Annotated in this window: 20 protein-coding genes; all 20 read right to left on the bottom strand. The window is 49.7% G+C overall.

Translation table 11 applies throughout. The features are described 5' to 3' along the window. Positions 1-106: 106 nt before the first annotated feature. The 20 genes from cntE (GUA98_RS20810) to GUA98_RS20715 all read right to left on the bottom strand — a co-directional run bounded on the left by cntE (GUA98_RS20810) (position 107) and on the right by GUA98_RS20715 (position 21,539). On the bottom strand, positions 107-1,141 hold the full coding sequence (gene cntE, locus GUA98_RS20810) for a staphylopine family metallophore export MFS transporter CntE (RefSeq protein ID WP_227779897.1): 1,035 nt from the start codon (positions 1,139-1,141) through the stop codon (positions 107-109). 193 nt (positions 1,142-1,334) lie between these two features. Beyond that, a complete protein-coding gene (gene cntE / locus GUA98_RS20805) occupies positions 1,335-2,531 on the bottom strand; it encodes a staphylopine family metallophore export MFS transporter CntE (RefSeq protein WP_193724265.1) in 1,197 nt (398 codons plus the stop codon). A gap of 13 nt (positions 2,532-2,544) precedes the next feature. Continuing rightward, the gene (locus GUA98_RS20800; RefSeq protein WP_193724264.1) at positions 2,545-3,297 is read right to left on the bottom strand and encodes an ABC transporter ATP-binding protein; all 753 of its coding nucleotides are present in this window, start codon (positions 3,295-3,297) and stop codon (positions 2,545-2,547) included. Then, positions 3,284-4,108 carry a staphylopine uptake ABC transporter ATP-binding protein CntD gene (gene cntD / locus GUA98_RS20795; protein WP_193724263.1) on the bottom strand — a complete coding sequence of 275 codons (825 nt, stop codon included), beginning with the start codon at positions 4,106-4,108 and terminating at the stop codon, positions 3,284-3,286. Before cntD ends, GUA98_RS20800 begins: the two co-directional genes overlap by 14 nt. After that, positions 4,089-4,985 (bottom strand): staphylopine uptake ABC transporter permease subunit CntC, encoded by an 897-nt coding sequence (cntC, locus tag GUA98_RS20790; RefSeq protein ID WP_127538978.1) that lies wholly within the window; start codon positions 4,983-4,985, stop codon positions 4,089-4,091. The genes cntD and cntC overlap by 20 nt, the downstream gene beginning before the upstream one ends. Continuing rightward, complete coding sequence (gene opp1B, locus GUA98_RS20785) at positions 4,982-5,917, bottom strand: nickel/cobalt ABC transporter permease (protein ID WP_193724262.1); 936 nt, start codon at positions 5,915-5,917, stop codon at positions 4,982-4,984. Before opp1B ends, cntC begins: the two co-directional genes overlap by 4 nt. A gap of 35 nt (positions 5,918-5,952) precedes the next feature. Beyond that, positions 5,953-7,551, bottom strand: a complete 1,599-nt coding sequence (gene cntA, locus GUA98_RS20780) for a staphylopine-dependent metal ABC transporter substrate-binding lipoprotein (protein ID WP_193724332.1) — start codon at positions 7,549-7,551, stop codon at positions 5,953-5,955. A 17-nt stretch (positions 7,552-7,568) separates the two neighbouring features. Next, positions 7,569-8,882 carry an opine metallophore biosynthesis dehydrogenase gene (locus GUA98_RS20775; protein ID WP_193724261.1) on the bottom strand — a complete coding sequence of 438 codons (1,314 nt, stop codon included), beginning with the start codon at positions 8,880-8,882 and terminating at the stop codon, positions 7,569-7,571. A 19-nt stretch (positions 8,883-8,901) separates the two neighbouring features. Then, positions 8,902-9,705, bottom strand: coding sequence for a class I SAM-dependent methyltransferase (locus GUA98_RS20770; protein WP_193724260.1), 804 nt, complete (start codon positions 9,703-9,705; stop codon positions 8,902-8,904). Continuing rightward, complete coding sequence (locus tag GUA98_RS20765; RefSeq protein WP_227779895.1) at positions 9,668-10,567, bottom strand: diaminopimelate epimerase; 900 nt, start codon at positions 10,565-10,567, stop codon at positions 9,668-9,670. The genes GUA98_RS20770 and GUA98_RS20765 overlap by 38 nt, the downstream gene beginning before the upstream one ends. A gap of 279 nt (positions 10,568-10,846) precedes the next feature. After that, the gene (locus GUA98_RS20760; RefSeq protein ID WP_193724259.1) at positions 10,847-12,070 is read right to left on the bottom strand and encodes an amidohydrolase; all 1,224 of its coding nucleotides are present in this window, start codon (positions 12,068-12,070) and stop codon (positions 10,847-10,849) included. Positions 12,071-12,130: 60 nt separating this feature from the next. Then, complete coding sequence (locus tag GUA98_RS20755) at positions 12,131-13,192, bottom strand: LLM class flavin-dependent oxidoreductase (RefSeq protein ID WP_193724258.1); 1,062 nt, start codon at positions 13,190-13,192, stop codon at positions 12,131-12,133. 57 nt (positions 13,193-13,249) lie between these two features. Next, positions 13,250-14,122: a LysR family transcriptional regulator gene (locus GUA98_RS20750; protein ID WP_153979849.1), complete on the bottom strand. Its 873-nt coding sequence runs from the start codon at positions 14,120-14,122 to the stop codon at positions 13,250-13,252. A gap of 69 nt (positions 14,123-14,191) precedes the next feature. After that, positions 14,192-14,740 (bottom strand): NADPH-dependent FMN reductase, encoded by a 549-nt coding sequence (gene ssuE / locus GUA98_RS20745; protein WP_193724257.1) that lies wholly within the window; start codon positions 14,738-14,740, stop codon positions 14,192-14,194. A 26-nt stretch (positions 14,741-14,766) separates the two neighbouring features. Further along, on the bottom strand, positions 14,767-15,684 hold the full coding sequence (locus GUA98_RS20740) for an ABC transporter permease (RefSeq protein ID WP_193724256.1): 918 nt from the start codon (positions 15,682-15,684) through the stop codon (positions 14,767-14,769). Positions 15,685-15,730: 46 nt separating this feature from the next. After that, entirely contained in the window at positions 15,731-16,663 is a 933-nt protein-coding gene (locus GUA98_RS20735; RefSeq protein ID WP_193724255.1) for an ABC transporter permease, read from the bottom strand. Between the two features lie 41 nt (positions 16,664-16,704). Further along, positions 16,705-18,345, bottom strand: coding sequence for an ABC transporter substrate-binding protein (locus GUA98_RS20730; protein WP_193724254.1), 1,641 nt, complete (start codon positions 18,343-18,345; stop codon positions 16,705-16,707). A gap of 137 nt (positions 18,346-18,482) precedes the next feature. After that, on the bottom strand, positions 18,483-19,820 hold the full coding sequence (locus GUA98_RS20725) for an LLM class flavin-dependent oxidoreductase (protein WP_153979852.1): 1,338 nt from the start codon (positions 19,818-19,820) through the stop codon (positions 18,483-18,485). A gap of 300 nt (positions 19,821-20,120) precedes the next feature. Further along, a complete protein-coding gene (locus GUA98_RS20720) occupies positions 20,121-20,399 on the bottom strand; it encodes a glutaredoxin family protein (RefSeq protein ID WP_153979853.1) in 279 nt (92 codons plus the stop codon). Between the two features lie 186 nt (positions 20,400-20,585). After that, entirely contained in the window at positions 20,586-21,539 is a 954-nt protein-coding gene (locus GUA98_RS20715; RefSeq protein WP_193724331.1) for an aminoglycoside phosphotransferase family protein, read from the bottom strand. Positions 21,540-21,659 lie beyond the last annotated feature (120 nt).

Here is a 21,659-nt window from a genome sequence, read left to right as displayed (position 1 = left end):
TCCGTAAGCCTTTAACTTTTGCATCCAAATAACAGCCTAAGGTCAGCCAGCACGTGTCGTTAAAACCAGCACACCACAACAAGCATTGCCTGTCCAGAAAGCTTCCTCAGTTTGCAGCAGAGAGCCTTTCTCCATTTCCTGATTCCATCCGTTTTCTAAATATGACGACCAGCATCATGGCCACCACGGAAAGTAACGTACAGATCGTAAACATCGTGGAGTAGGAGCTGTTCTGAACAATCAGACCCATGGCGAGTCCGCCCAAGGAGAAACCCAGATCGTAGGAGGACATGAACATACCCATCAGCACATACCTGGAATCAGCAGGGAGCACAAAGGACAGGTACGTCGTTAATGTGGGATACATGAGTGCCAGGGCAAAACCACTAAACACCGCGGACAAATACACCAGGGGACCAATGAGCTCCAGCAGTGCGAGCATCTGGGTTCCCAGAGCTGCACACAGCAGTAATCCGGCAATAAGCCAGGTATTCCAGCTGCCGTCGGAAGGTATTTTTTTGCGCAGCACAAATCGGCATAGAATAACAACCAGTCCCTGGATCGTTAAAAACACCCCGGCACTGGCAAGTCCAGTCGATACCATATACAGTGGAAGAAACGTTGCCGTTGCCCCAAATACACAGGAAGCAAACAGCATGACTGCACTGCTGATCAACAGTGGTGTACTGCGCCAAATACCACGAAAGGAGCGGATCATGTCCCTTAGCGTATAAGACTGATTTTGCACCGTACGTCTGGGCAGATCTACACGGTATCCGATCAGCAGTGGCAGTGCCGCCAAACCAATCATGAGGACCGTAAACCATATCTCGCGGGCACTTTCCCAGATTTGTATCGCCAGAATCGGAACGATCAGAGAGGGAACCATCGTAAAGAGTGTATACATCGATAACCCCTGTGCCCTGTCCCTATCTTCGAGCTTTTCCACAATGCCAGCCTGCATGGTCATGGAGAAAAACGCAGTCGCCACGCCCTGCAATGCCCGAAGCCAGAGGTATGCTTCCACATCACCAATCATGAAGAGCACCAGTGTTACGGCATGCAGAAGAAGCAGCCATTGCATGACCCGAAGGGGACCATGTTTCCCCAGAAGCTGTGCAGCCAGTGGCCTCAAAAGCATGCAGAAGCGTTCAATAGTTTGTCCCCACTTTCTTACTATCGCCGGAACATATGTACCGAATAATCGTAATCATTATGATTAAAAGGACAATTTATCGTATACCGCTTGTCTTGTCAATGCTTGGTATGCATACTTCCTATGCTAACAATGAAACAACAGAAAAAAGCCGACGCATTCTGCATCAGCCTTCCTGCTATCTCATCGCTGACAATAGTCCCCTACGGTCATACGCAAAAATAATCATCAGTACGCCAAGTACGGCACAGATCAAATACATCCAGGAAAAAGAAAACAGATCAGCAACCGGCCCCATAACGACACCCCCAAGCGATACGCCCAAATCCGCCGTTGCAATGAATAAACCAATGAGCACGTTGCGGTTCGTCTGCGGCAGGACAAAGGACAAATAGGTCGTCAGCGTTGGATACACGATGGCCTGTGCAATGCCCATGAGTCCCGCGCCCAGATAAAATAGGATTACACCTGCGTGAATGGACAGCCCTACACACGCAGCAGCGAGTGTCAGCAGCAGCATCGTTCCCATCATAAAGGAAGAGTGCCATGTTCCGTCCGACGGGATTTTTTTTCTAAGCGCAATACGGGCAACCACAACGACCGCAGCCTGTATCATCAGAAACACGCCAGCATTTCCGTAATTCAATTGTGGAGCGTACAGCGGAATAAACGCCGTTATGGCACCGAACACAATCGACGAGATGAGCATAATGACACTGCATTTGAACAAAAACGGATTTCGGATCAGCTCCCCGAACGATGCCATCATACCGGACTTCTGTCCAGTCTTATCCTGTGCTGTGTCAATTCCTGGTTCCTTCGTCTTGTCCATTCTGACACTGTAACCAAACAGCCCCGTTATCATCGCAATCCCAATCATGAAGATGGAGAAATAATCCATGCCGCCCGCATCCCACAGTCCCAGCGCAAGCACTGGCCCGGCAATGCCCGGAATATAGGAAAAGAGGGAATAGTATGAGATCCCCTGTGAACGATCCTTCTCGGGCAATGCATCGATGATGCCGATCTGGAGCGCCATGGAGAAAAAGGCGGTAGACACTCCTTGCAGGGCACGGGCTAAGAAATAGCCCCCCAATCCGGTAAAGGTATACAGGATCAGCGCCATCCCATTCAGAATCAGAATGATTCGAAGAATCTTGATTGGGCCATGCTTTTGGATAATCTGACCTGCCCATGGCCTGAAAAACATCGTTGTAAACATGTACGCTCCCATGACGAGACCAATGACAGTACTGCTTGCCCCCAATGATTCACCTCTTAGAGGGATGATGACATTGAGGATGGCGTTAGCGCTAAAGTATAAGAGCGTCAATAGATATAAACGCAGAAAAGGCCATGACAATGCTCCGCTCACGGTGTGTTCTCCTTTAGAAAGTAATTAAATGATCCAGCAGCTTTCTCGCATACTCGGACTTCACGGTTCTCAGCTGTTCGATAGGCACCATTTCTTCTATGCGACCCTCTCTGAAAATGACCACTCTGTCACAGATATAAGCAGCTGCCTGTATATCATGGGTGATGAAAATATAAGTCAACTGATAGATCTCCTTCAGCTCTTTCAGCACATGGAGCACCTGAGTCTGAACCGATACATCCAGCGAACTGATTGCTTCGTCCAGCACAATGCACTGAGGCTCTGTTGAGATGGCCCTAGCGATACAAACCCGTTGAACCTCTCCCCCGGACAATTCATGCGGATACCTAGTTCTGTATGAGCTGTCCAGTCCGACCTGGCTAAGTAAAACATCTACTTTGAGCGAATCAGAGTTTCCTTCCGGATTCTTCTTTTGTAGTCGTAACGGTTCCATGATGGCTTCCTCGACCGTAAAAAACGGATTGATCGACGACTTGTAATCCTGAAAAACGGCACTAATCCGGCCCCTTCTTGCCTTTCTGTCCAGCACAGATCTGCCTTCGAGCAAAATCTTTCCTTGCTCCGGGCGTTCCATCCCCAAAATCAGTCTGCCCAAGGTGGACTTTCCACTCCCGCTCTCCCCGATGATCCCCAGGCATTCTCCGCGTGAGCATTCAAAACTGACATCATGCAGAACGGATTTCCGTCCTCCGGAAAACAAGCCGCCTAGTGGATAGGATTTATGAACATGATCAACGTTTAGCAATATGCTGTTCCTCCTGCATCAATTGCCTGAAATGATTGCTCAGCTCCTGGCGGGTGGACACCAAGAACTGTGTATACGGGTGCTGCGGTTTCGAAAAGACGGAGTGAATGCTGCCGGACTCCACAATATGTCCATCCTTCATGATCAGAACCTCATCCGCGATCTTTCGTACGACTCCAAGATCATGCGAAACAAAAATCATGGAGCATCCCATTCGTTCCCGCAATTGGATCAGTTGCTCGACCACTTCGTATTGGGAAATCGTATCCAGAGCCGTTGTAGGTTCATCCGCTATGATCACATCCGGTTCCAGCACGAGTGCCAGCGCAATCATGATTCGCTGCAGCATGCCTCCTGACAGCTGGTGAGGATATTGATTCATGATGTGCACCGGATTTCTCAGCATGACCCGCTCCATGGCCAATTTCATGTTCTGCTCCACTTCCTTGCCATTCCATCCATAATGCGCTTGAAGGGTCTCTCTCAGATGAACACCGATCACACAGGAGGGGTCAAATGCACCCATTCCGTTCTGGAGAATCATGCACAGATTCCGGCCCCTTTTTTTGCGCATGTCCTGCTCCGTGAGCTGGTTCAGATCTACTCCTTGGAATAGAATCCGGCCGGACTGCCGGATGGCTGGTTTATTCAGGCGCATGATGGACCTGCATGTCATCGACTTGCCGCTCCCACTTTCTCCTACAATGGCGAGGCACTGACCTTGCTTCAACTGGAATGAACTATTGGGCACAATGACTTCTTCCGTAAGGGCATCCCATATTCGCAGCTGCTCAACTTCCAATATATTCATAAGAGACCTGTTCACCTCTCTTCCTTCCGCGAAGCTTGCCGCCCGGTTTGGACGTCATCAATTTGGGGTCAAGTGCCACCTGCAGCGCATCGGACAGAAAATTGAATGCCGATACGACCAAAACAATCGCCAGACCTGGCGCAAGCATCAGCTCCGGCCTGGAGAACATGACTTCTCTGGCCTCATTCAGCATCATGCCCCACTCGGCTTGCGGTGCCTGAACGCCCAATCCGAGAAATGACAGCCCGGAAATTTGCAGGATCATGGAGCAAATGGAGCTGCTCGAAATGACAGCAATGTCGGAAAAGGTAACGGGCAAAATGTGCTTGTGAATGATGCGCAGGTGGCTGATTCCCGAAGCCCTGGCGAATCTCACATAATCCATCTCGGAATATTGCATGACTGATGTACGAATAACCCGGGCAAACCATGCCCATTTCATGACCACAAAGGCGATCAGGATATTTTCAAGACCAGCACCTAAAATGCCAACGACCGCAAGCGTCATCACGTATCCCGGAAAAGAAAGCATAATATCACAGATCCTCATGAGGATGGCGTCGGTTTTTCCTTTAAAGTAACCTGAGATGAACCCCACGAGGGCCCCCAGAAGAACAGAAGCCAGCAGAGCAACCAAAACCCACAGTACACTTGGCCGAATGCCATAGATCAGCCGCGACAACACACATCTGCCCAGATGATCATTGCCAAGGAGATACGACCACGATGCTGATGCATACCTGAGCTTCATGTTCACTTCTTCGGGATCATGCGGTGCAAACAAGGGAGCAAGAACGCCAGCAACGATCAGCACCACGATAAAGGCAAGAGATGCCATGGCGAGCTTATCCTGGCTTAAATTGCGAAGGTTTCTCATTCGAATTCCTTTCTGAGTTTGGGATTCAGTGCCGCGTTCACGATATCGGAAAGCGTATTAAACAGTACAAACGTGACAGCCAGAATAAGCACGTACGCCTGGATAATCGGAAAATCCCGGCTCAGGATGGATCTGACGCTTAAACGGCCCAGGCCTGGCCAGGCGAACACATTTTCAATTACAACCGTGCTTCCAAGTACAATGGGAATAGCCATACAAAAGATGGAAACGGACACCTGCAGCGAATTCCGCAAGATATGCATTGTTACCTTTCTCTCGGGGATTCCGCTGGCTCGGGCGTATAGAACATAGTCTTCATTTAAATTGTTAAGCATGGAGCTTCTAACGCTCCTGAAGTAGATCCCTACATAACTTACCGTAATGACGATGACCGGAAGAATATAGCTCTGCGCCGAATCCATTCCGCTGGTGGGCAGCAGATCAAGCTTGACGGAGAAGTACCAGATCAGCATCGCTGCAAGCCAGTAGGAAGGTATCGCCGTGAGCAGGAAGGAGAAGCCACGTACGGACTTATCCATGATTTTCCCTTCCCTCATCGCACAGATTACACCTAACAGGATTGAGAAAAGGATAATGAAGACAGATGAAATCAGCGTTAATTTGAGCGTGTTCACAAATGCCGGGCCAATCATGGACCAGACGGAATTTCCGGTCACATAGGACTCGCCAAAGTCCAGCTGAAGACAGGCCAGCAGCCAGTTTCCGTATTGAATCATAAACGGTCGATCCATGCCGAGCTCTGCCTTGGTTTGGGCAATCAACTCATCCGTAATCTGCGGTACTTCCTGTGCCTGCAGTACAACAACGGCAGGATCCAGCGGGGACAGATTGATCAGCACAAAGGTTAGAAACGAAATAATCAGCAGCAGGGGTATTGCGAGCAGAATCCGTTTGACGATAAAACTCCCCATATCCATCTCCTTTTTCAGATAAAATCCAATGGACCCTAATGAAATTTCATGCGCTCAAATGGCAGCTCAAATTGAGTCTGCTTAAATGCAATACCATCCAGATTTTTGGGTGCCACAATCGTCATGCTTCCGTTCGTAAGAGGGATAAACACCGCTTCCTCGTGAACCATGCTCATGATGTCAGCATACAGTGCTTTCCTTGCACTCTCATCGGTGAACACCATCACGTCTTCAATCTTGGCGTACATTTCCTGGGCACCAGCCATCCCGCTTGTTGTATGCAGATAGGCTGAGCTGGAGGCAAAGGCAGAAATGGTGCTCTGAGGATCATAAGCCAGTCCCCACGTTTGATTGAACAGCAGATCATACTCGCCCGTAGATCTTCGGTTAGCGATGGATGAGGATTCTTCGCCGATAATCGATAGCTGGATACCGATATTTTTCAATTCATTTTGAATATATTCAGCCTGCGTTTTCTGCGTAGAGGAATTGCTGTCATAATACAAATCCATCTTCAACTCTTGCCCTTCTTTGGTTCGTACAGCAGCACCACTGCCTATAGTCCAGCCCGCTTCGTCCAGCAGCTTCTCTGCTGTACTTACATCATAAGGTCGTGTCTTCAATTCCACGTCGGCGTAATTCACATTGGAAGAGAATAGAGTCTGGGCAGGTGTTTGTGTTCCCTCAAAAATGTCGTTGCTGATGGTATCCCGATCTATGGCATGCCAGATGGCTTCTCGCACGGCTGTTTCACTGACCGGATTATTCCTTTTGCTGCTGTTGACCGCAATGATACTCGTGTTCATCGGTTCACTTCGTATCACCTGATACTCCCCTGATTCAGCCAGTTGATTCATCGCATGAACATCAATACTGTCGGCACCCCGGTCATCGGTGAACACGAAGTCAATTTCACCTTTTTGCAGGGCCAGAAACGTTGTCTCTCCTGCCGGGAGAACTTTGGCTACGATTTTTTGAATTTCGGGTTTGCCTCCCCAATAACTTTCGTTCGCCTCAAACGTTGCATTCTCGTCTACCTTATGCTCCGTAAGCATGTACGGCCCTGTTCCATGGTAGCCATTCACACCATCCTTGGTCCCGCCATGGATCATGTCTTTGGGGGAAATGAACACATAGGGCCGGGTCATGGACAATTCCACCAATGTCGGATAATAGGTACTGGACAGCACCAATTCAACGGTGTGTTCATCAATGACATTGGTACTCACAATTTTGGTGGACAGCTTAATCCACGCATGTTTCTCACTATTAGCCTGGACCGCATCAAAGTTAGCTTTGACCGCCTCGGCGTTGAACGGTTCTCCGTCCTGGAACTTTACGTCTTTTCGCAAATGAAAGGTATAGACCTTTCCGTCCTCGGAAATATCCCATGATTCCGCAAGCAAGGGCTGAATGCCATCTGCCGTGTTCTCGACCAATGACTCATACACCATACCTTGAGCAGGCATGGAGCCTGTATACAAATGGGGATTCATATCATTAATATCCTTGGCGGAAGCATAGATCAGATCCGTCTTCTTCTCTCCCTCGGCTGCCCCCGTCTGTGCAGTTCCCTTCTCGCCGCAGCCGGCCAATACGACCAACATCAGCGCAAATATAATACTTAAGCCCATACTGGATCTTCCCTTTTTCACAATGTTTCCTCCTGATGATCAATTTCAAGTCCTTCACAGATCATGTTCAGATCATCAGCAAACGTCCGGATCTGAAATGTGCTGGATAACGGCAATTCTCTCTGTTCCTGTGCTACTTGCACCAGTTTGTTCTCATAGGTTGCGATGAATTTGTCTATGGTGGGGCAGTCCACCCGGAGATGCCTTGCAATGCCCTGAATGATTTTGATCCGGTAATAATCTTCCTGGGGCATCCTTGGGATCTCAAGCTGTCCTTCGTGATTGATGAACATCTTCCGGAATGGCACAGCCGAAAAGTCAAAATATTTCCCTTGTTCGTCTGGCTGCGAGAAAGGGTCAATCAGTAACGAGGTATACCGTATGTACAGCAAATACTCCTGATGTATGTCCTGCAAATCGACAAATTCTTCGATATCAGAACGCGATAAACTCTGTAAATGAACCGGATAGTTATCGTCCGTCATGAATTGAAGCAGGTTGAGGGGCCTTATGTGCAGCCGGTCTGTAATCCTCATGATTTCTTTCCATCCTGCGAGCATATCCCGAATGAGATGTTGGTTGATAGGCCCTTCCGGGTAGAGCTTGTAGACATACGTCTGGACGTCAGCGTTTCCAAAGATTGCGTTTAAAGAAAATTCATTCATGAATAACGCCGGATGCACATACAGCGAGATGTTTCGTGTCTCCGCCTCAAACGGGGAGGCCATCACTTCCATCACCACTCCGAGCTGATCAACCATTTTGCATAATTCGTTCACTGCTTCTGAAGGGGTTCGAGTGGAGCCGATATACAGTTTATTCTTCACTCCGGTTGTCACGACATGATTGGAAGGCTGTCCATCTGTCCATCGCGTATCCCCGCAATAGGTGGAGAAACTGATCACTTCCGGCGTGTACCCTAACTCACTTACATACTGATGAACCAGGCGGTTCGATCCAAATGTGGGAGATACCAGCACGATGCACTGGACCTGCTTCAGAACGTCCGGATCCACCTGACTTAATATCTGAACATAAGCATCTGTCGTGACAGCAAGAATTAGCGTATCCCAGCTGCCTTCAATCCGGCTGTACCCGGTAAAAATCCGATCCACTCTACACTCGCCTGCCAGGCTCCGATGCTTCTCATTCTGAACGCTTACGCAAATGTGCTGATCATGACGGTCCAATGCGCCGAAGAATTCATTGGATCTAATCGATTCCCTTCCGGCCACACCAATGGTGGATCCTCGTTGTTTCTTGAATAATACAGCTAGTTGAACAGATGCAGGTCCGGTTCCCATGATTAAGACTCGTTCAAAACCACTCATATGTGCCTCCTTCTCCTTATCAGACATGCGAAGATTTCTGATACAGTGCAATGTCAAACACATCGTGTGGACGCAAGATGTTATCAACCAATCGCCATTTCAGCGGGTCCGTCTCCTGCTGAGGGTAATTGAACAAGGACTTCAATCCATTGCCATATCGCATCGCAACAACAACGTGTTCATTGGTGAGCGAATGAAGCTGATCCAGAATGTCATACTTGATGGCGACTGTGGAACTGAAAATGATATGCGTGGCTTCTTTCGTAAAATCGAGCTCCTGAACAAATGCCTTCTGCAAATGGATGCGGAGACCAGCCCCCAATGTATTCACAACCGTCCGGCCTAAGCCGATCGCCTCTTCATCAATATCAATGCCTACCACCTGTGCCCCCGTTCTTCTGGCGATAAGCAGGGGAGTCATTGGAAATGCTCCCGATCCGATCAGAAGTACCTTGGAGTCTGAAGTTACATGGAAACTGCCGAATTCCTTCTCAATGCACTCCTCAATATTTTTGAAATAATCCGCAATCTCCACTTCTCCGTGCTGCAGCTTCAATGCCCGATATTTCTCCATGATCGCTACGCAGCGGGAGGATTGTTGCCTTAAATCCAGTACAAGCTGTGTGAACCCGGTGCCCCCCTCATGCTCCTGCTCTGCCCAGAACGACTCATGGCGCTTATCGGTGATCCACTGGGAATAGGCATTGATGGCCAGCTCCATCTGTTCCGCATATTGAATGGAATGATCGTATTTCCGGGCAAGTTGTTCAAAGGTATTCAGAAAATCATTCAACTGTCTGGTAAAATCCACGACCGTATTCATGTGTTTCCCCCTTATTCATGTCCATCTGTTGTACATCAATAAAAGCTGTCCCCTGTGCCACAATGCCGACAGAACCCTCAATGTGAATGCTGCCCAGCCCATGTTCAGCAAACCGGGCCACGACGTTAATCGAACCTCCCGGCTGTTTAATTCGGGCGGTAATCTCTCTTCCTGTCTTCCATGCAAGGTAAGCGCCAAGCGAAGCTGTACCTGAACCGCATCCTCTCTCCCATATCAGGCTATCCAGTCCGGGAACATAAATCAGTGGAGCCAACTCTTCGGAACGTGGATTGAACAACAAAATGCCAATCAGTTTGTCTCCCAGGGTTAGTCCAAGCAGACGCGCGAGGTTTTGTGCTCTTGTTCGGATCCCATCATCGAACCCATCCACCTCCACCACGATATGAATGAATTCCTCGTACCGGACAATAATCATATCCTGATCGAATCCTTCGTACGTTATGGTCTGCCGTTCAATCTGTCTGGGAATCGGCATGTTCACCTGACAAAAGTATTCATTCAGCTGTTTCCTCACTTGGCAGGTGATCAACTGCTCTGTCCCCGAGACCTCAAGCAGCAATTCAGTATAATCTCGAGAATCCAGCTCCTGTTCAGATGCAAGGTAGGCTGCCAGAGCCATACAGGCATTACCACAAAACTCTCCTCCGGCCATCTGCAACCGTGCTGCAGCTCCGCGCTGAAGGGATGGCACAATAAATCCGACCTGCTCCGCATAGACATGATCGTAGGACATGATGCTTGAAGCGATATGTTGGTACTCCTCTGCTGGATGACTTGTTTTCACCAAAACCGTCATGTTCTGTGTTGGATTAAACTTGATAAATTCGATCTCCTGTTTCATCCCAGCTACCTCTATTCCTGTTCATTCAGATTCGGATGAGTTTCACCTGTGCGCTACCTCACTGCATTAATAGTAATTATTACGATTAATAATCGAGGAAAATATAGCATACAAAATTGAGACCGTCAACAATATTTTTCCATTTCAAGAAGCTTCTTTGATTTGAATCCATCTCTTTGTTGTGCACTCATTTTTCTGCCTGCCAGACAAAAAAAACGGTCACCCCATGAGGGTAACCGTCCTTTCAAAGCACACTGTTTGGTACTTGCGTTTATCGCATCACTCACCCTGCAGCTGCAGGTTTTGGAGCGCTTGCTCTGCCAAAGCAGCGAGCAGATGCGCTCCCAGCGGCAGCGCCCGTTCATCCAGATCAAATGCAGGATGATGCCACTCATGTGGTCCGGATGTACCGAGGAAAAGGAACAGGCCTGGAACCTGCTTCTGATAAAAGGAGAAATCTTCACCTGCCGGAGAGGGCAGCGGTCTAACACTGTTCAATCCCACTTCAGCAGCCACCTGTTCCGCCGCGGAAGCCAGCGAAGCATCGTTAACCACCGCAGGCGGTCCCTGAATCCAGCGAACCGTCGCCCGTGTACCGTATGCAGCCGCCACACCAGACACGACCTGGTTGAATCGTTCACGAATACGTGCACGGACTTTCTCGTCGAAGGTACGCACCGTGCCATCCAAAATGGCCTGATCCGGAATGACATTCCAGGCTGTACCGCTGTGAATCTTGGTTACGCTAATCACGGCACTCTCCTGTGCACCCACATTGCGGCTAACAATTGCCTGCAAAGCCGTTACAATATGCGAGGCAACAACAATCGGATCGATTCCCGCTTCGGGTACCGCAGCATGTGTGCCCACCCCTTCGACGTTTACCACAAAACCATCCGCCGCTGCCAGAAGTGCTCCTTCACGGATACCGACGGTGCCAACCTGAAGATCCGGTTTGTTATGCAGACCAAACACGGCACGGACGTCAGACAGCGCTCCGCTCTGAATAACCTGCCGTGCGCCCGTTGCTTTTTCCTCCGAAGGCTGGAACAGCAGCCTCACTTTGCCCGGCAGTCCGGACTCCCGCTGTTTCAGCAAACGTGCTGCACCAACCAATATGGCCGTATGTGCATCATGCCCGCAAGCATGCATCTTGCCTGCAGCCTGGGAAGCAAATTCAAGCTTCGTCTCTTCCTGAATCGGCAGAGCATCTATATCTGCTCTAAGGGCAACGACAGGGCCGTCTCCTTGACCAATTTCGGCGACAAGACCCGTACGCAGTGAATATTCATCTGCGATACGTACCCCTTCCTCCTCCAGCCAGCCGCGGATGGCGGCCGTCGTTTCCTTTTCCTCGCCCGACAATTCCGGATAGCGATGCAGATGCCGCCGAATCGCGATTAACCGCTCCGCAAATGCTTCATCGGTTTCAGCAGGGATGCGCTGCGTGCCTCTTTCTTCTTGCCCTGTCTGCTGCTTGGGCTGTTCCAGCTCACTCTTCATAACGCTGCCTCCTTTATCGTCATCTATGTGCTGCAAAAAAAGCAGTTTCTGAATTCCGATCTAACCAATAGCCGCTTGCGCAGGTTCGGATTCACTCCAGAATTCACCCAGTCCCTGCTCATCCAATGCCTCGCGCAGCAATTCAAAAGAGCGAATGCGTTTCGCGAAATCACGTGTGGCTGTTGTGACAATCAACTCATCCACGGCAAACTCATCCTGAAACTTTTGCAGAGCCTGACCTACGGTTTCCTTCGTTCCACGGGTTACACTCGGCTCCAGAACCTCAATTCGATATTTCTCATTTGATTGCCGTCCGAATTCTTCTGCCTGCTCCACTGAACCAACCGTCAGTACTTTGCCATTCTCCAGGTGGATCTTGACCAGCATATGCTCACTTGCCAGCTCTTCAGCCTCTTCCTTACTCTCTGCCACAATTAAAGAGATCGCAAGAACGGCGTAAGGCTCCCGGCCTTCTGAACGGTTGAATTGCTCGCGGTATACCCGAAGGGCTTCTTGTGCCACTTCAATGTTGCTATTGATAAACAGGGAGAACACATAAGGGAGTCCTAGTTCCGCCGCCATGCCAGCGCTATCGACACTTGCTCCAAGCACATACAGCTCGGCAGGTATTTCGGACACAGGTGCAGCACTTAAACCGGCAAGTGGATGGGCTTCATCTGCATGCGGTTCATTATGAATATACTGCTTCACTTGACGTATTTTCTCCTTCAGTGACGCTGCCTCCTGAATGCCCTGCTGCAGAGCCTGCGTAGAACGGGGCAGTCCTCCTGGCGCACGTCCTATGCCCAGATCGATCCTTCCCGGTCCAAGCGCTGCGAGCACATTAAAATTCTCGGCAACCTTGTAAGGACTGTAATGCTGGAGCATCACCCCACCGGAACCCAAACGAATTCGCTCTGTATGTGCCAGCAAATGCGAAATCAGCACCTCTGGTGAAGAACCTGCCACATGTCCTGAATCGTGATGCTCCGATACCCAGAATCGGTGAAATCCAAGCTGCTCTGCTCGCTGCACCAGCTCAATGGTATGCCGGAATGCATCCACCGGTGTCTCCCCTTCATAGATTGGGGTCTGATCCAATATGCCAAGACGAATCCCCATACGTTTCTCCTCCTCCAATTAAGCTGCCGTATTCGGCTGCCAAGCCCGTTCTTGCTTCTATAACTGCCGCAGCAGCTCCCCAAAGGGCTCTGCAAACGGTGAATGTTCTTCTTTTAACGTCACGACACTAATCTGCAGCGATACACCAGCCACTTCATGAACCTGAATGGGAAACAGCTCCTGGTCCTGCACTTCCTTCTGCACCGTCAGTCCCGGCAGGAAGGCAATACCCGCTCCCTGAAGAACCAGTTTCTTCGCCGTTTCCGAATGGTCCACATGATATGTAATATCCGGCGGATGGTCCAGGGAGTCGAACGCACGGTGAATACGCAGCCAGTCCAGGGAACCGCATTCGAAGAAAACCAGCCGCTCATTGCGAATCGCCTCCATGCTGACGTGTCCGCGTTCTATAAATGGGTGTCCCTTGTAAACATACAGCTGGATCGGGTCCTCATAAAAAGCAATGGTACGTATGGCCGGGTGCATAACCTTGCGTACAAATGCCAGATCAATCTCCTGATTTAGCAGCTTCGCGACCAATTGATCGGTTGTAGCCGTTGTGAGCTTGATGTTGACCTCAGGATAGGCTTCCTTGATTTTGGGGAGGAAGTCCGGAATGACATAGTTGGATACCGATACGGTACTGCCGAGACGAAGCGCGTCTGGTGTCGTCCGGCGCTGCTGAATCTTCTGCCTGCCCTTTTGGATAACCTGCAGCACCTGCTGCGCGTAAGGTAGGAATTTTCTCCCCTCATCCGTGAGCACGATCTGTTTGCCAAGCCGATCAAACAGCTTACAGCCAAGCTCACGTTCCAGGGATTGAATACGAGCCGTTACAGATGGTTGGGACAAAAAGAGTACTTCGGCAGCCTTATTGAAGCTTCCGTAATGATTGATATATACAAATGCTTCAATGTTCTCAATATTCATAAGCGCCTCCGCATCCAGGTCCACAGACGTTTGACCTTATATCAATTTAACCAATCAATTTACTTGGTTTTAAGTAATCGTAATACCATCCTTTTCCAGTGTCAATATCAATTCATCCAGCGAACGGTCTAATCGGGTTGTAATGTCAGCCGAAAGCGCATATTTTCCGTCATCCAGACGCTCTACGCCTTGATCAACCGCGTAAACCCCACCCAAAATATGTCTTCCCCCAAGTGCGGCAAGTACAGGCTTCAATGCATAATCGATAGCCAGCAGATGCGCAATGGAGCCGCCAATAACAAGCGGAAGTGACACTTTACCGCGCAGCCCTTCCTGTGGAATCAGATCCAGGAACAGCTTCAGTACACCGGAGTAGGATGCTTTATACACAGGCGTAGCCAAAATGACCGCGTCTGCTGCTTCAACCACGGCAAGCGCGTCTCTCACATGCGAACTGTCGAACCGGGCCTGCACAAGATCTTCAGCTGGCAGATCGGCTACATGTATTACCTCAACAGTAATGCCTGCTTCGGTTAATTTATTGCTGCTATACTCGGTTAGGCCGGTCAAACGTGAACGTTTGGAAGGTGCTCCGGCAATAATAACGACATGAGACATGATTAATCTCCTCCTTGGAATAGCGGTCAAGCCGCTCCTTTTACTCTTGGATCCAGCCGGTCACGGATATCGTCTCCAATCAGATTCACTGCAAGTACAAACATGGTAATGGCGAGTCCAGGGAAAGTACAGATCCACCAGGCTACGGTCAGGTAACCGCGTCCCTGCGAGAGCAGTGCTCCCCAATCCGGAATTTCCTTCAACACCCCAAGTCCAAGAAAACTGAGACCGGAACCCGTCAGGATGGAAGTACCCACTCCCAATGTTGCCATCACAAGCAGAGGAGACAGGGAATGCGGCAGGACATGCCGCCAGAAAATACGTCCGTTCGAACCGCCAAGCGATCGTGTCGCTGTGATAAACGGCAGGCTTTTGACAGACATCACCTGTCCGCGCATGACCCGTGCATATCCCGGAATGGAGGCTACCGCAACGGCCAGTGCAATGTTCAGCAGTCCAGGACCCAGTGCCGCAGCTACGGACAAGGCCAGCAGTACTCCCGGGACAGCCATCAGAATATCGACAGTACGCATAATCGCCGTATCTACCATTCCACCAACGTACCCGGAGATAATCCCCAGAGCACTTCCCACCAGGCCACCGACAAGCACCGAAGCGAATCCGATTAGCAGTGAATCCCTGCTGCCGTGCACGACGACGCTGAAGATATCCCTTCCGAAATAATCCGTTCCAAACCAATGCGCAGCAGAAGGTGCCTGCAGGATCGCATCCGTCATCATCTGAGTTGGATCATAAGGAGCAATCCAGCCCGGAACAATGGCACAGGTAACGGTGAATAACACGACCAGCAGCGCTGCATAAAAGAATAACCGGGAAACCGCAAACGAGAAGCGGTAACGCCCCAAACGGCGATTCCATAGGCGTACACGCCCTTTGCTGCCGGTCCATGCCTTTTTGTCACCCACCAATGGTTTCATGCTCATAAGAGTCCTCCTTCCTCATCCCTCAAAGTACAGATGGTCCTCGCAATCAAGTACGTACTGCACGTCTGACCCTTGGATCGATGTACGCATACGAGATATCCACCAGCAGATTCAGCACCACGTAGATGATTGCCGTAAAAAAGACAACGCCCTGTACAACAGGCAGGTCTTTCGCCATCAAGGCATCGGCAATAATTCGTCCGATTCCCTGTCTGGAGAATACCGTTTCGACCACGACGGTTCCCGCGAGCAGATCCCCAATCAACATGCCAATGACCGTTACGGCGGGAATCAGTGCATTGCGCAGTGCATGAACGTACATGATGGTTCGCTCCGTAAGTCCTTTGGCCCGCAAGGCGACGATAAACGGTTCATTAATAATTTCAAGCATACTGTTACGTACCATCCGCACGATGAAACCTGCACCAACCAGACCCAGTGTGGCTGCTGGAAGAACCAATGAGGCAAAGCCCTCCGAACCCATGGCCGGGAACCAGCCGAGCTGAACCGAGAACAGCAGGATCAACAGAATGCCGGTCCAGAACGTTGGCATGGAGATACCAAACAGTCCAACAAGACGGGCAATAAAATCAATCGCGCCATTACGGTGGATGGCAGACAGCACGCCAAGCGTGATGCCGATTGTAATGGCAATGATGGAACTCAGTGCCGTCAGTGCCAGGGTGGCCGGGAAATGCTCCAGAATTTTGGGAAGCACTGGATCCGAGTTCATCATGGACTTGCCAAAATCGCCTCGCAGCATGTCGCCGAAATAGTTCGCAAATTGAATGTAAAACGGCTGATCCAGACCAAGCTGCGCCCGCAAATTCTCGATCATCTCCGGTGTAGCCGAGGATGGGTCCAGCATGAGCAGGACCGGATCACCCGGCAGAAGATACATGATGCAGTACACCAGCACCGAAGCTCCGAATATTACAAATAGTGATGTTGCAAGCCGAGTCAGTATCGTTTGAACCATACCGGGTCGTCTCCTTCCTGAATGCGTGATGGGCTGTCATGTTAGGGCTGAATTCGCACATCGTTGAACAATGGGTACCCAAGCGAATCAAACTTGACTCCCTGAACGGATTTGGATGCTGCAACCGTATAAGGGAATACATAGATCGGTAGAATGACAGCCTGATCAATCAGAAATTGCTGAATCTCGTTATAGATCTTCACACGTTTTTCGGGATCCGTTTCCACCGCTCCCTGTTCCAGCAGCTCGTCGATCTTCGGATCAGACAACCCGGACAACGTAGGACGCTCCCCTTCTGCGCTTGTATGATAGAAGGCGTATAGGGCATTCGGATCGGAATTGACCTGGCTGTTGCCATACAGATCATAGTCCCAGTTCTGATAAATGACCGTGGCAATGTCTTTTGTAATTTCAACTTCAACGGCGATGCCAACCTGTTTCAGCTGCTGCTGAATGATGGCGGCGATATCATTGCGCTTCTCCCGGTTTGGGGAACCATCCACATAACGCAGCGTCAGTTTCTGACCATCCTTTTCACGTATGCCATCCGCACCCTTCACCCAGCCCTGCTCATCCAGCAGCTGATTGGCTTTGTTGATGTCCGGATTGATGCTTCCTTCCAGCGAGGCATCATAACCCAAAATGCCAGGAGACAATGCAGACCATGCTCGTTCATAGTTGCCCAGATACAACGTTTTGACGATGGATTCCACATCTACGGCGGATTGTACCGCCTGTCTGACCTTCACATCATCCCAAGGGGCTTTGCGCAGATTGAAGAAGAGAGTATACGGCAGTCCCACCGTATTGGCCTGCAGCAATTGCTGGTTCGGATCATTCTTCAGAGCCGCAACATTTTGCGGTGGAACGGTCTCTGCAGCGAGAACCTGACCGCTCTGTACGCTTCCGATCCGTGTCGCTTCCTCTGGTACAATTTTGAACGTGATCGTATCCAGATGAGGTGCAGCTTTGTTTTCAACCGTCTCTGGGCCCCAGTTGTAATCCTTGTTTTTGGCAACGACGATATCGGCATTTTCATCCCATTTCACGAAGGTATACGGCCCGGTGCCCACCGGGTTTTTGCCCAGTTGATCGCCATATTTCTTGGCAGCTGTAGGGGACACGATACCCAGCAGAGCCTGGCTTAAGTTGCCCAGGAAGGCCTGTGAAGGTGTTTCCAGATTCACCTTGATGGTGTATTCATCAATGACCTCGGAAGATTGATAGGGTCTGATCAGCGCAAGGGAATTGGCAGCTTTGGTAGCAGGATCGATGACACGATCCAGGTTGTACTTCACGGCTTCTGCGTTAAACGGCGTGCCATCGTGGAACTTCACGTCTTCACGCAGCTTGAACGTGTAACTCTTGCCATCCTCAGATACACTCCATTCCGTGGCGAGCCATGGTTTGATGGAACCATCAGGCAGCTGCACCACCAGATTGTCGTAAATGGTCCGGATGGCACGTACCGTAACGGCAAGCCCGCTCCGGTGAGGATCCAGCGTATCCGGTGAAGTTGCGAGTGCGAAAGTCAGATTCCCGCCCTCCGCTTTACTCGCCTGTTCACCACCCGATGCCTGAGCCTCACCGCTGGAGCTGCTGCCAGCTCCGCAACCGGACAATACCATTACCAATACTGCTGCCAGTGCCATAAATTTCATCCATGCGATAGACCTGTTCATATCGTTTCCCCCTCTGTGTATACAGGTGTCATTTTTTATTTTATATATAACCTATGAGATAAGTCGGTTTTAAAACACGGAAGTATTGCAATTAAGAATTCATATCGCTCTAGCGCCCATCTCACGTGCAGTTCATCTTATGCCTGCTGCACTTGCTCCCGGGCAGCCGTATAACGATTCACCGGAATCTGCACACCGAGATTGCCACGGAGTGTATCGTGCTCGTACTCCGTACGATAAATGCCGCGCTCCTGCAGAATCGGAACGACCAGTTCCACAAAATCAGACAGACCACTTGGCAATTCCGAATGGATAATGAACCCGTCAGCAGCCTCTGCTTCGAACCACTCCTGTATTTTGTCAGCTACCTGTTCCGGTGTACCCAGGAATTTGCTCTTCGGCGTAGCCGCACGCAATGCCACTTCACGCAGGGTCAATCCCTGTTCTTTGGCATCCTTCTTGATTTTATCCGTGCCGCTGCGGAAGCTGTTGCTGCCAATGCCGTTCAGTTCAGGGAAAGGTTCATCCAGCGGATATTGGGAGAAGTCATGGTGCTCGAAGAATCGTCCCAGATAATCCAGCGCTTTGTCGATCGTAACGAGGCTGGCAATCTCCTCGTATTTACGTTCGGCTTCTTCTTCCGTCCGTCCTACAATTGGGCTGATGCCTGGCAGAATGACGATATCCTGAGAGGAACGTCCATAGGAAGCGGCACGCGTTTTGACATCCTTGTAAAAGGCCTGTGCATCCTCGATCGTATCATGTCCGGTAAACACCGCATCCGCTTCTTTCGCTGCAAGGGTCTTGCCATCATCGGAGGAGCCTGCCTGGAAGATCACCGGCTGACCTTGGCGTGAACGGGCAATGTTCAGTGGTCCCTGTACAGAGAAGAACTCCCCTTCGTGATTGAGTGTATGCAGTTTGGATGGATCGAAGAAAACACCGCTCTCCTTGTCTCGAACAAACGCATCATCTTCCCATGAATCCCACAGGCCTTTGGTTACCTGCAAATATTCGGTTGCAATTCGGTATCGCTCTGGATGGGTTGGGTGATTGCTTTTACTATAGTTTTTGGCTGATCCTTCAAGCGGGGAGGTAACCACGTTCCAGCCTGCGCGGCCGTCGCTGATCAGATCAAGCGAACCAAACTGTCTGGCAACCGTAAACGGATCGCTGTAGGACGTGGAGAGCGTTCCCACCAGACCAATCCGCGAAGTGACGGCTGCCAAGGCGGACAACAGGCTGATCGGTTCAAACCGATTCAGGAAGTGGGGAATGGATTTTTCGGTGATGTACAGACCATCGGCAATAAAAACGAGATCAAACTTACCTTCTTCCGCTTTCAGCGTCTGGCGCTTATAGAACTCAAAATTCACACTCGCATCCGGTTGAACCTCCGGGTGTCTCCATGTGGTCATGCTGCCTCCGACACCGTGAACAATGGCTCCAAATTTCAAACTGCGTTTTGCCGTCATATACATTCCGCCTTCCCTCATATTGGATTTAGGTTGATGCAACAGGATCCAGGACACGACATTTACATTTTCGAAACTCAAAAGTAACTATTCCTATGAGTTTGGTCAGTTTTATAATTTCACAAATCTTATCACTGCCCTGTGAAAGGGTCAACGGGGTGACTAATAGAACTTTTCTATATATAAATCAGAGATCTGTATAAGACAGGTTCATTCGTACGCTCCCGGCTACGTTCCACTGTCCCAGCAGCTTTCTATAGCCGGGAAACGACGAATTTAATCCGATAGTGCAAAGGACGATCAGACCGCTGCTGCCTCATCCGGATGGGCCAAAAGCGCGGCAAGCTTCTCCAGATCCGGTTCCAGCAAAGCCTCAAACTTGCCTTCTCCTCCAACTTCAATCACAGGAACATGCCGAATGCCGTATTTCGCTTCAAGCACATCCCTCAGCACATCATGGCCTTCCACTTCAATGTTCTCGAAAGGCTGATTCCGGGACGTCAAAAACGCTTTGACCTCTCCACAGAAATGACAGCCTGTTTTGCTCCATAGCACTACTTTTTTGGGTGATGTAGACATCGATAACCCTCCTGATTGTATTCAAGGATAAGATCGAGGCATGCCTCAGACCTTTAATTCCTACCTGTTAAATAAGAATTATGGCTATAAATGTACTCTTCGTACCCTCAAGCGTCAATGGAGCTCCTAATAGAATAAACCTATAGCAGCATAGAAAGATTAAATTTAATTTTTTTGAAAAAGCGATTACATCCATCCATCTCTGCATGCTTCCTTGACCAGAGTAAGGACTTTCCGGGCCATCCCGGCGTAAAAATCAACCTCACCTGGACTTTGATCGATAGCCCATCTAAGCGTATCAAAGGTCTTCAAGACCATGACAAGTCTCATCTGTTCCAGCTCATATTCATTCAGTCCGTAGCTCTCCATAAAGGCTTCTAATTCTACCCTATTGGGTCCTTCTCCATGGATCTGGCATCGTATCATATGTATGATATCGCCATACGGTACCACAGTGACTTCTGCATTTCCCCAATCCAATAGTGTAATTTGACCTGCCAAATCAACCATCGTGTTCTTCAACGAGAGATCACCATGACACAGGCCAAAACGGAACGTTTCCATTTTCAAACGCTCGAACCGCTGTCTTACCTTTTTCGATTCTGCTTGAGTTAGTACGCCCAGCTCAATTAAGGGATCATGCTCCGTCAAGCTATTGATATTGTACTGGACGTATCCCTCCCAGCTGCCATCTGATCCCGCATGCGGCGGGGAATAAAATGTACCCGAGACCGGGTCCATCCGTTCGCCGAAACCTGCCGCTGGAATGGAATGAATCCGTTTGGCGTACTCGCCGAGCTTTCTCCAGATTTCAACCGTGTCTGTCTTTGCATCCAGTCCATTATCTCCTTGGACAACCGTTTGTATCATATAAGCTGTTTCATCCAAAATACCAACCGATAACGTCTCAGGTCCTGGAACCCCAACGGCTGCTGCTTGCTCTAAGCACCATCGTTCCTTCATAAAAATCGGATATTGGTCTTTATCGTTCATACGCACAATAACATTATGCTGCTCCGTCTCGACCACACAAACCTGATTGACGAAACCCTTCCCAACAATCTGATGTGCTGCCTTAACTTTTTCCTGCAAAAAATGACTGGCTATTCGTTCAGCCAGTACGATGCTTTCATTCTTCATCATGCACCATCCCCATATCGCATGCTTAAGTTAGCTCTGCGATGATTCAATTGGTCATAGTGTAAAATGAAATCGCTTACTTTACAATCATCCATAAACACAAAGATTGCCTTGTATGTA

Source organism: Paenibacillus sp. P13VS, from assembly GCF_015143645.1.
In the GTDB taxonomy this organism is placed as follows: Bacteria; Bacillota; Bacilli; order Paenibacillales; family Paenibacillaceae; genus Paenibacillus; species Paenibacillus xylanilyticus_A.
This window is presented reverse-complemented; position numbering and strand designations above follow the sequence as displayed.

Excerpts from the sequence above, each read along its gene's own strand:
- cntE (WP_227779897.1), bottom strand. The coding sequence starts at position 1,141 with ATGCTTTTGAGGCCACTGGCTGCACAGCTTCTGGGGAAACATGGTCCC.
- cntD (WP_193724263.1), bottom strand. The coding sequence starts at position 4,108 with ATGAATATATTGGAAGTTGAGCAGCTGCGAATATGGGATGCCCTTACG.
- cntC (WP_127538978.1), bottom strand. The coding sequence starts at position 4,985 with ATGAGAAACCTTCGCAATTTAAGCCAGGATAAGCTCGCCATGGCATCT.
- opp1B (WP_193724262.1), bottom strand. The coding sequence starts at position 5,917 with ATGGGGAGTTTTATCGTCAAACGGATTCTGCTCGCAATACCCCTGCTG.
- cntA (WP_193724332.1), bottom strand. The coding sequence starts at position 7,551 with ATGGGCTTAAGTATTATATTTGCGCTGATGTTGGTCGTATTGGCCGGC.
- GUA98_RS20775 (WP_193724261.1), bottom strand. The coding sequence starts at position 8,882 with ATGAGTGGTTTTGAACGAGTCTTAATCATGGGAACCGGACCTGCATCT.
- GUA98_RS20770 (WP_193724260.1), bottom strand. The coding sequence starts at position 9,705 with ATGAATACGGTCGTGGATTTTACCAGACAGTTGAATGATTTTCTGAAT.
- GUA98_RS20765 (WP_227779895.1), bottom strand. The coding sequence starts at position 10,567 with ATGAAACAGGAGATCGAATTTATCAAGTTTAATCCAACACAGAACATG.
- GUA98_RS20760 (WP_193724259.1), bottom strand. The coding sequence starts at position 12,070 with ATGAAGAGTGAGCTGGAACAGCCCAAGCAGCAGACAGGGCAAGAAGAA.
- GUA98_RS20755 (WP_193724258.1), bottom strand. The coding sequence starts at position 13,192 with ATGGGGATTCGTCTTGGCATATTGGATCAGACCCCAATCTATGAAGGG.
- GUA98_RS20750 (WP_153979849.1), bottom strand. The coding sequence starts at position 14,122 with ATGAATATTGAGAACATTGAAGCATTTGTATATATCAATCATTACGGA.
- ssuE (WP_193724257.1), bottom strand. The coding sequence starts at position 14,740 with ATGTCTCATGTCGTTATTATTGCCGGAGCACCTTCCAAACGTTCACGT.
- GUA98_RS20740 (WP_193724256.1), bottom strand. The coding sequence starts at position 15,684 with ATGAGCATGAAACCATTGGTGGGTGACAAAAAGGCATGGACCGGCAGC.
- GUA98_RS20735 (WP_193724255.1), bottom strand. The coding sequence starts at position 16,663 with ATGGTTCAAACGATACTGACTCGGCTTGCAACATCACTATTTGTAATA.
- GUA98_RS20730 (WP_193724254.1), bottom strand. The coding sequence starts at position 18,345 with ATGAACAGGTCTATCGCATGGATGAAATTTATGGCACTGGCAGCAGTA.
- GUA98_RS20725 (WP_153979852.1), bottom strand. The coding sequence starts at position 19,820 with ATGACGGCAAAACGCAGTTTGAAATTTGGAGCCATTGTTCACGGTGTC.
- GUA98_RS20720 (WP_153979853.1), bottom strand. The coding sequence starts at position 20,399 with ATGTCTACATCACCCAAAAAAGTAGTGCTATGGAGCAAAACAGGCTGT.
- GUA98_RS20715 (WP_193724331.1), bottom strand. The coding sequence starts at position 21,539 with ATGAAGAATGAAAGCATCGTACTGGCTGAACGAATAGCCAGTCATTTT.